Source organism: Viridibacillus arvi (assembly GCF_001274945.1).
Classification (GTDB): Bacteria; Bacillota; Bacilli; order Bacillales_A; family Planococcaceae; genus Viridibacillus; species Viridibacillus arvi.
In genome coordinates this window covers 481,341-490,069 of the sequence record NZ_LILB01000008.1, presented here as the reverse complement: position 1 = coordinate 490,069, position 8,729 = coordinate 481,341, and the positions used below count along the sequence as shown (strand labels likewise).

General features: G+C 37.0%; 10 protein-coding genes and 1 tRNA gene. 9 read left to right on the top strand and 2 right to left on the bottom strand.

The window, feature by feature from the left end; translation table 11 throughout:
* Nucleotides 1-458: 458 nt before the first annotated feature.
* From AMD00_RS21135 to tsaD, 5 genes are all read left to right on the top strand, one after another.
* A tRNA-Asp gene (locus tag AMD00_RS21135) sits at nt 459-535 on the top strand.
* Between the two features lie 144 nt (nt 536-679).
* Complete coding sequence (gene tsaE, locus AMD00_RS21130) at nt 680-1,132, top strand: tRNA (adenosine(37)-N6)-threonylcarbamoyltransferase complex ATPase subunit type 1 TsaE (RefSeq protein WP_053418966.1); 453 nt, start codon at nt 680-682, stop codon at nt 1,130-1,132.
* Complete coding sequence (tsaB, locus tag AMD00_RS21125) at nt 1,129-1,830, top strand: tRNA (adenosine(37)-N6)-threonylcarbamoyltransferase complex dimerization subunit type 1 TsaB (protein WP_053418965.1); 702 nt, start codon at nt 1,129-1,131, stop codon at nt 1,828-1,830. The genes tsaE and tsaB overlap by 4 nt, the downstream gene beginning before the upstream one ends.
* Nucleotides 1,831-1,841: 11 nt before the next feature.
* Nucleotides 1,842-2,285, top strand: a complete 444-nt coding sequence (gene rimI / locus AMD00_RS21120) for a ribosomal protein S18-alanine N-acetyltransferase (RefSeq protein ID WP_053418992.1) — start codon at nt 1,842-1,844, stop codon at nt 2,283-2,285.
* A complete protein-coding gene (gene tsaD / locus AMD00_RS21115; protein ID WP_053418991.1) occupies nt 2,285-3,304 on the top strand; it encodes a tRNA (adenosine(37)-N6)-threonylcarbamoyltransferase complex transferase subunit TsaD in 1,020 nt (339 codons plus the stop codon). Before rimI ends, tsaD begins: the two co-directional genes overlap by 1 nt.
* Nucleotides 3,305-3,681: 377 nt before the next feature.
* Here the strand turns inward: tsaD and AMD00_RS21110 are convergent, their stop codons facing one another.
* A complete protein-coding gene (locus tag AMD00_RS21110; RefSeq protein ID WP_053418964.1) occupies nt 3,682-5,622 on the bottom strand; it encodes an ABC-F family ATP-binding cassette domain-containing protein in 1,941 nt (646 codons plus the stop codon).
* A 126-nt stretch (nt 5,623-5,748) separates the two neighbouring features.
* Here AMD00_RS21110 and AMD00_RS21105 point away from each other — a divergent pair, with 126 nt between their 5' ends.
* The 3 genes from AMD00_RS21105 (at nt 5,749) to tatC (ending at nt 7,454) form a co-directional block, all read left to right on the top strand.
* Complete coding sequence (locus AMD00_RS21105) at nt 5,749-6,387, top strand: redox-sensing transcriptional repressor Rex (protein WP_038179479.1); 639 nt, start codon at nt 5,749-5,751, stop codon at nt 6,385-6,387.
* A gap of 81 nt (nt 6,388-6,468) precedes the next feature.
* Nucleotides 6,469-6,663, top strand: coding sequence for a twin-arginine translocase TatA/TatE family subunit (locus tag AMD00_RS21100; RefSeq protein WP_053418963.1), 195 nt, complete (start codon nt 6,469-6,471; stop codon nt 6,661-6,663).
* Between the two features lie 17 nt (nt 6,664-6,680).
* Nucleotides 6,681-7,454 carry a twin-arginine translocase subunit TatC gene (gene tatC, locus AMD00_RS21095; protein WP_053418962.1) on the top strand — a complete coding sequence of 258 codons (774 nt, stop codon included), beginning with the start codon at nt 6,681-6,683 and terminating at the stop codon, nt 7,452-7,454.
* Nucleotides 7,455-7,544: 90 nt separating this feature from the next.
* Here tatC and AMD00_RS21090 read toward each other — a convergent pair whose 3' ends face one another.
* Nucleotides 7,545-8,255 carry a CPBP family intramembrane glutamic endopeptidase gene (locus AMD00_RS21090; RefSeq protein WP_053418961.1) on the bottom strand — a complete coding sequence of 237 codons (711 nt, stop codon included), beginning with the start codon at nt 8,253-8,255 and terminating at the stop codon, nt 7,545-7,547.
* Between the two features lie 186 nt (nt 8,256-8,441).
* On the opposite strand from AMD00_RS21090, the gene groES reads away from it, so the two are divergent.
* Nucleotides 8,442-8,726: a co-chaperone GroES gene (groES, locus tag AMD00_RS21085; RefSeq protein ID WP_038179465.1), complete on the top strand. Its 285-nt coding sequence runs from the start codon at nt 8,442-8,444 to the stop codon at nt 8,724-8,726.
* The last annotated feature ends 3 nt before the right edge of the window (nt 8,727-8,729 follow it).

The following is an 8,729-nucleotide window of genomic DNA, read 5'->3' as shown; positions in this document are numbered from 1 at the left end:
TGGGGGTTTCCCCCTGTGAGAGTAGGACGTTGCTAGGCACATTAAAGCACAACTGATTTAATCAGTTGTGCTTTTTTATTTCTTAAAATGTAATGATATTTGAGATTTCTCTATCATTAAATGCGATTTTTAATATTATTATAAGTTTCATTCCTATGACAAATTTAATTGGTGAGATGGTAAGGTGAATATAGTGATTCCAATTTGCTTGGCAAAGGAAATTCATTATTTAAGAAAGTTTGAGATTTACAACTTTTGAATGTTCTTATTTATAGAGAGGTAATGTAACTTCATTATTAAAACTATTACTGATAGATAGTTTAAAGTGTTAGAAATGCTTGAATCATACAATATTAGCTGGATAAAGTAAAAGTATTTTATATAAAAGTAATTTTTTTATGAAAAACTATTGCTAAAGCGTAGATTAGCTGATATAATAAATCTTGTCTTAAAGAAATGGTCCGGTAGTTCAGTTGGTTAGAATGCCTGCCTGTCACGCAGGAGGTCGCGGGTTCGAGTCCCGTCCGGACCGCCATTTACTTTTAAATTCAAATGTAAACACAGCTAATGTAGCTGTGTTATTTTTTTATGTCTAAAAATTTTTTAGCTCGTTCACTTTGAACATTTGCGATGCTTTAGGTAAACTATAGTTAATGTAAGTTTGAGAGGATAAGGTCGAATGACAATGGAGATATTGGTTAATTCATTAGAAGAAACAAAAAGTCTTGCTTTGAAACTGGCTGATTTGCTGGAAGCACAGGATACGATTACACTTGAAGGAGATCTTGGTGCAGGTAAGACAACTTTTACACAGTCTTTGGCTAAGGGATTGGGAATTACACGTACAGTGAATAGCCCAACCTTTACAATATTAAAGCAATATGAAGGTAGATTGCCATTCAATCATTTAGATGTCTATCGACTAGCTGATAGCGATGAAGATTTAGGCTGGGATGAGTTGTTTTTCGGTGATGCCGTGTCTGTAATAGAATGGGCGCATCTAATTGAACAAGATCTACCTGCTGAACGTCTAGGGATTGAAATCCATCGAATAGATGAGAATAAAAGACGATTTTTATTGAAACCAATCGGAAAGCGTTATGAACGATTGTGTGAGGAGTTAATGAAATGATTTGGTTAGGAATAGATACATCGAATTCCCCGTTAGCTGTAGCCATTGTAAAAGATGGTCAAGTTGTAGCGGAGGAAGTAGCGAATATTAAATTAAATCATTCAATCGGGGCTATGCCAGCGATTGAGCGATTGTTTGAAAGAACAAAGATGAAACCAGCTGAAATTGATGCAATTGCAGTTGGTGAGGGTCCTGGTTCTTATACTGGTGTGCGTATTGGTGTTACGATCGCTAAGACACTTGCTTGGACGCTGAAAAAACCACTAGTTGGTATTTCTAGCTTAAAGCTTTTAGCAGCAAATGCAGCACTCTATAATGGAGTTATATGCTCTATTATCGATGCTAGAAGACAAAATGTCTATGCAGGTGCATATAATACGACTGCAGGTTTAACGTCAGTAGTTGAGGATGGGCATTATAGCTTGGAAGGCTTACTTGAAAAATTAAAGGACTTAAATGTACCGGTAATGTTCGTTGGACATGATGTGGATTTATTTTGGGAATCAATTCTAGCTCAATTAGGAAATCATGCGGTACGTGCACCTTTTACTTTAGATCTTCCTAGTGCTAGTCAGCTTATTCAATTGGCTTCACAACAAGAATTGCCTGATATTGAAGCTGTACATTCATTTGTACCTCAATATCGTCGTTTAGCTGAGGCTGAGGCAAATTGGATAAAAGAGCAGAAAGGTCAGTAATAGGTGAAACGATGATTACTTATCGAGAGATGACAGTGGCGGATGTACCAGCAGTGCATGCGATTGAAGTTGAAGTATTTCCTTCACCGTGGACGATGGATTCTTTTTATCATGAAATGACTACAAATACACAAGCTACCTATGTTGTTGCTGTGGACGGCGCAGAGCAGATTATAGGGTTTTGTGGCATGTGGATTGTATTAGATGAAAGTCAAATTACAAATGTGGCAGTAACGGCATCTGCTAGGGGTTTAGGAATAGGTGAAGGGCTAATGCGTGAAGCAATTCGTATCGCTCGTGAACGGGCAGTCGTTGTCATGAGTTTAGAAGTACGTGTTACAAATACAGTTGCCCAAAATCTTTATCGTAAACTTGGCTTTCAAGATGGAGGTATCCGTAAAGGATACTATACTGATAATCAAGAGGACGCTCTTGTCATGTGGGTGAATTTATAATGGAAAATCGATATATATTAGGAATCGAAAGTAGTTGCGATGAAACAGCAGCTTCTATTGTCAAAAATGGGTGTGAAATCGTGTCAAATGTAGTGGCATCTCAAATTGAGAGTCATAAACGTTTTGGTGGTGTTGTACCAGAAATTGCTTCAAGACACCATGTAGAGCAAGTGACACTTGTGATTGAAGAGGCATTAGCGCAGGCGAATATGAAGCCTGAGGATTTGGATGCGGTAGCTGTTACGGAGGGACCTGGATTAGTTGGTGCACTTTTAATAGGTATTAATGCGGCGAAGGCTTTTGCATTTGCTAATGGTCTCCCATTAATAGGCGTGCATCATATTGCAGGGCATATATATGCAAATGCTTTAATGCAGCCGATGGAATTTCCTTTACTTGCTCTAGTCGTATCTGGTGGACATACAGAACTTGTTTTCATGAAGGAACATGGCTCATTTGAATTGATCGGAGAAACACGTGATGATGCTGCTGGTGAGGCTTATGATAAGGTAGCTCGCGTATTGAATATTCAATATCCAGGTGGTCCGCACATTGATCGTATGGCGCATGAGAGTGATGAAGCAGTTAAATTTCCTAGAGTTTGGCTGGAAGAGGATTCATATGATTTCAGCTTTAGTGGTTTAAAATCTGCAGTGATTAACTATAAGCATAATGCCGAGCAACGAGGCATCGAAGTGAATCCATTGCATGTTGCCAAAGGGTTCCAAGATAGTGTTGTAGAAGTATTAACAGCGAAAACATTACGAGCGGCGCGTCAGTTCAATGTAAAGCAAGTAATTGCAGCTGGAGGTGTTTCCGCTAATAAAGGTCTGCGTAAATCATTAGAAGAAACATTTGCTAATGAGGGAATTCCTTTTTATGTGCCTCCGCTTAAGTTATGTACAGATAATGCTGCGATGATTGCTGCTGCAGGTACATTTATGTTTGAAGCTGGAAAACGTAGCGATATGGCAATGAATGGACGACCGGGTATGGAATTGGTATCTTGGCATAAATAATATCACTTCTATTTACTGAAACTAAATTGTGTATGAGAAAAGATTACTTTCGTCAGAAAGTGATCTTTTTTTCATAAAATGGGAACAAGGGTCGAAAAATGCGAACATCCGTACTTATGCACAATCTGTGGATAACTTGTGGATAAGATGTGCGTTTTCAATATATAGTATTGTCTTTTGCACAGCTAAATGTGTGTAAAATAAATTTATACTGTGGATAATGTGTATAACTATGTTAATACATTGGTAATAAAGGATTTATGATGTGTATAACGCAGTGGATAAAAAATACGTAAATTTTCTTCTTGACCTATATATGGGACATGAATTGTTCTTATACGACAAAAACCGCGTGCTTATCGACACGCGGTTTTCATTTAAAACATTTCAAGTTGTTCGTTTAGTCCAAGCCATTCCATTTCAGCTGTTTCATGTTCTTCTTTGGTTTCATCAAGCTGTTGTTGAAGGGCCATTACTTTTTCGTGATCAGGGAAGATTTCTGGATCGCACAATTGCTCTTCTATGAAACGAATTTGTTCTTCATAGTTTGCCATACTGTCTTCAATCTCTTCAATCCGTCGACGTATTTGACGTTCTTTCTTTTTCGCTTCCTTATCGATTTTTCCATTAGTAGTCACTTTCTCAGGAGCTTGCTCTTTTGGGAGAGGCATTGCAGCGAGTTTTTCAGCTGCTAATTCTTCAAGCTCTTTTTTCTTCTCTAAGAAATAATCATAATCACCTAAATATTCAAAGCTTCCATCCGCTGATAAATCAATAACTTTTGTAGCAATACGATTAATGAAATAACGGTCATGCGAAACAAATAGTAATGTGCCTGGGTAATCGATGAGCGCATTTTCCAATATTTCTTTACTATCTAAGTCTAAATGGTTCGTCGGTTCATCAAGAATAAGGAAATTACATTTTTGAAGCATTAATTTCGCGAGTGCAAGACGTGCCTTTTCCCCACCCGATAAATCTTGTACGATTTTACTAACATCATCACCAGAGAATAGGAAACGACCTAGTACTGTGCGAATGTCTTTTTCGTTCATCAATGGCCATTCATCCCAGAGCTCTTTTAAAACAGTTTTATTGCTTGTAAGTTTCGCTTGCTCTTGGTCATAATAACCGATTTGAATATTCGTACCATAATGAATGTCTCCTGCAAGTACAGGTTTGTCCTTCACAATGGTTTTTAGCAGTGTAGATTTACCAACACCATTTGGTCCAACAAGCGCGATGCGATCTTCGCGGAAAATACGCATATTAATATGTTGAGATACTAATTTTCCTTCATAGCCTATCGCCACATCATTCACTGCAAGTACATCATTACCGCTTTGTCGGTCAATACCAAAGGTAAATGTTGCTGATTTTTCATCGCCATCAGGTGAATCCATCCAATCCGTTTTCTCTAGTACTTTACGTCGGCTTTGAGCCATTTTTGTCGTTGAAGCACGAGCAATATTTTTTTGGATAAAGACTTCTAATTTTGCTTTTTCATCTTGTTGCTTTTCGAATAGTTTCATATCACGTTCATAGTTTTTCGCTTTCTCATCTAAGTAGCGACTATAGTTACCTGTGAACTTTGTGACATGATGACGAGAAACTTCGTACACAATAGATACAACTTGGTCCAAGAAATAGCGGTCATGTGATACGATTAAAATAGCCCCGTCATAATTTTTTAAATAGTTTTCAAGCCAGCTTAATGTTTCAATGTCTAGATGGTTAGTAGGTTCGTCCAAGATTAGCAAATCAGGTTTAGTTAAAAGAAGCTTTGCAAGGGCAAGACGCGTACGCTGTCCACCAGAAAGGGCAGAAATATACTTATCATAATCAGCTGGATAGAATTGCATACCATGCAAAACGGAGCGTGTATCGGCTTCGTATTGATAGCCACCTTGCTCTTTGAAGTCATGCTGTAATTGATCGTACTCAGCCATTACCTTAGCATAAGTTTCTGCATCCTCATAAACAGCTGGATCAGCCATTTTATGCTCTAAGTTTCGTAACTGCTGTTCTTGTTTTTTTATTGGTTCGAAAATAGTCATCATCTCTTCCCATATAGTTAGAGAAGATTCTAAACCAGCATGCTGTTCTAAATATCCTAGGCGAACATCTTTTGGCATTATGATATCACCAGAATCATAAGAAAGCTGACCCGCTATAATTTTCAGTAATGTAGATTTACCAGCGCCGTTACGGCCAACAAGTGCAACACGATCTCGATGCTGTACTTCTAGCTTAACGCCGCTTAAAATTTCGTCCGCAATGTAAGATTTATATAATTGATTGACTTGTAAAACAATCATTTTAGACACCTCAGTTCAATCTTAGTTTATCGGATTGCGCAGTAGGGTGCAATGAGATAGCTTTACAGGAGAACAATCGTCATGTAATATTGAAACGATTTCGGATTGATTGCAGGAGGAAACTGTGTGAAACACGAAACAACTAAAATTCCACAAGCTACGACAAAAAGGCTTCCTCTCTATTATCGATTTATTCAAAACTTCGCTAAAGCAGGGCAGGAACGCGTCTCTTCAAAGGAATTAAGCGAAGCTATGAAAATTGATTCTGCGACCATTCGTAGAGACTTTTCTCATTTTGGAGCGCTTGGCAAAAAGGGCTACGGCTACGATGTCCAGAAAATGCTGGCGTTTTTTAGAAATATTTTAGACCAAGATGAGCGTATGAATGTTGCACTAATAGGGGTAGGAAATTTAGGGAACGCCTTTTTGAAATATAACTTTCAAAAGAATCATAATACGAAAATTGTCGTTGCATTTGATACAAAAGCTCCATTAGAAGGTAAAATGATAAGTGGTATACCTGTTTATCATCCAGATGCTTTAGAGGACAAGTTTGTTGAGTACGGAGCAGAGCTTCCTATCTTAACAGTACCGTCACGCTCTGCTCAGATGATGACAGATCGTCTAGTGAAGATGAATGTCAGAGGTATATTAAACTTCACACCTATTAGAATATCAGTACCGGATTCAATCCGGGTGCATACGATTGACTTATCTATCGAGTTACAAACGCTTATATATTTCATGCGAAATGATGAAGAATAACTCGAAATATTCACATAAATAAAATAGCATAATTTATCGAAATGAGTTAAAATAATAGCATATTATGAGGAGGTGTCTGTTATGGGAATTGGCCCAGGGAGTGCTATTATCATTGGGATTGTAGCCCTACTTATTTTCGGACCGAAGAAATTACCTGAGCTTGGAAAAGCAATGGGTTCTACTCTCCGCGAATTCAAAAACGCTACTAAAGGTTTAGCTGATGACGAAGATGAATCAAAAAAAGTCATTGAAACTAAAAAAGTAGAAGAAAAATAAGTTAGGATGTTAGTTGGATGAACAATAATGAACTAACGATTATCGAACATATAGAAGAATTAAGAAAACGGTTATACATTGTTGCCGTTTTCTTTGTTATTAGTGTGGTTGGTAGCTTTTTCTTAGCAGAACCGTTAATCCACTTTTTACAATTTAATAGTGAAGAAGCACAACAACTACAATTGCATTCATTTAAAGTAACAGATCCAGTCAAAGTCTATTTCCAAGTTATTTTCATTTTATCAGTTGTTATAACATCACCTATTATTTTGTATCAGATATGGTCATTTATCAGTCCAGGTTTATATGAAAAAGAACGTAGAGTAACATTAAGCTATATTCCTTACAGTGTGTTACTTTTCTTAGGTGGGGTAGTATTTTCTTACGAAGTATTATTCCCATATATTATTAAGTTTATGATGCAAATGTCTGTGGAGTTAGATGTTCAGCAAACGATAGGAATCAATGAATATTTTCAATTTTTAATGCAAATCACCTTACCATTCGGAGTAATATTCCAATTGCCAATAGTGGTTTTATTCCTTACACGTTTAGGTATAATCACACCAATGATGTTGGCTAAAGTACGGAAATACGCGTACTTTATCTTACTAGTCATTGCTGCTATCATTACACCGCCAGATATTATGTCTCATATGTTTGTAACATTACCACTGTGTATTTTATATGAGATTAGTATCCTTATTTCTCGCGCAGGCTACCGCAAGTATTTAAGAGCAGAACAGCAACGCCAGATTGAATTAGCAAATAACCCTTCGACTGATGAATAATCGGTTGTAGGGTTTTTTTTATGAGAAATATACCTTATTTAAATTTATATACAAAAAAGCCTACTCAACAAAAGAGTAGGCTTGGTAATCTTACTGTCCTAAAAACCTCATAAGATCATCTTGATAAAGTTGAACTAAAGTTACAAAGCCGTTTAGCATCATATGCGCAATAATCGATGTAATAATGCGTTGTGTTTTATAATACAAAAATGCGAATATAAAGCCCGATATCGCATACAGTATGATGTGTGAAAAGTCGAAGTGGATAACGGCAAAGACAATTGCACTCACTGCAGCAGCGATGAAGAAATTAGCTTTTCGGAAAATTGAACCGAAAATAACACGACGGAAGATAAATTCCTCTAAAATTGGTCCAAATACTACGATACCTATAATAGCTACTGGAGCCACATCTGCAATTTCAATTAAATTGGCTGTATTTTCTGAGCCGGTTTTTATGCCTAGACCTTGTTCGATGAGAGCACCAACTGTTTGGCCAAAGAATACGAGGAAGAAGCCAATTATACCCCAGCCAATTGACATAAGAATAGAAGCTTTTTCACCTTTAAAAACTTGCCAAAAACCTTTGTCTCGCTTTACGAGAATGAGTGAAACGATTAGAGCGGTACCCATACTGATGAATATCCACCAACCTTGGGTCATAAGTATAGCTGTCTTTAAACTAAGGTCAGGATTCATTTTTTGTATAAGCTTGAGAAGCGGTTTCAAAAAAAGAATAGATGACAGTTGCATAATAATGTAGACAATCAAAACAAAAAATGCGGTTTTCTTTGATTTCAAATTTAAAATCCTCTCTTAAAAAAGGTGTTATCTCTATTGTAGAATACTCGCTTTCGAAAACAAAATAATTTATGCTTCTTACTTGCAAAAAAAGACGGAATTCTTTATTATTAGAATTGTGTTAGCACTCATGACTTAAGAGTGCTAATAAAATATAAATTCCACATTTCTAGGAGGTTGTTTCACTTGTTAAGACCATTAGGTGATCGCATTATTATCGAATTAGTCGAAGTAGAAGAAAAAACAGCATTCGGCATCGTCCTTCCAGACTCTGCAAAAGAGAAACCTCAGGAAGGTAACGTTATCGCAGTAGGTACTGGCTTCTTGACTGACAGTGGTACAACTGTTCCACTTAACGTAAAAGAAGGAGACCGCGTTATCTACTCTCAATACGCTGGTACAGAAGTAAAATATGAAGGTAAAGAATATTTAATTTTACGCGAAAGCGATATTTTGGCTATTATCGGCTAATAA

Excerpts from the sequence above, each read along its gene's own strand:
- AMD00_RS21100 (WP_053418963.1), top strand. The coding sequence starts at position 6,469 with ATGGGAATTGGCCCAGGGAGTGCTATTATCATTGGGATTGTAGCCCTA.
- tsaE (WP_053418966.1), top strand. The coding sequence starts at position 680 with ATGACAATGGAGATATTGGTTAATTCATTAGAAGAAACAAAAAGTCTT.
- tatC (WP_053418962.1), top strand. The coding sequence starts at position 6,681 with ATGAACAATAATGAACTAACGATTATCGAACATATAGAAGAATTAAGA.
- tsaD (WP_053418991.1), top strand. The coding sequence starts at position 2,285 with ATGGAAAATCGATATATATTAGGAATCGAAAGTAGTTGCGATGAAACA.
- AMD00_RS21110 (WP_053418964.1), bottom strand. The coding sequence starts at position 5,622 with ATGATTGTTTTACAAGTCAATCAATTATATAAATCTTACATTGCGGAC.
- tsaB (WP_053418965.1), top strand. The coding sequence starts at position 1,129 with ATGATTTGGTTAGGAATAGATACATCGAATTCCCCGTTAGCTGTAGCC.
- rimI (WP_053418992.1), top strand. The coding sequence starts at position 1,842 with ATGATTACTTATCGAGAGATGACAGTGGCGGATGTACCAGCAGTGCAT.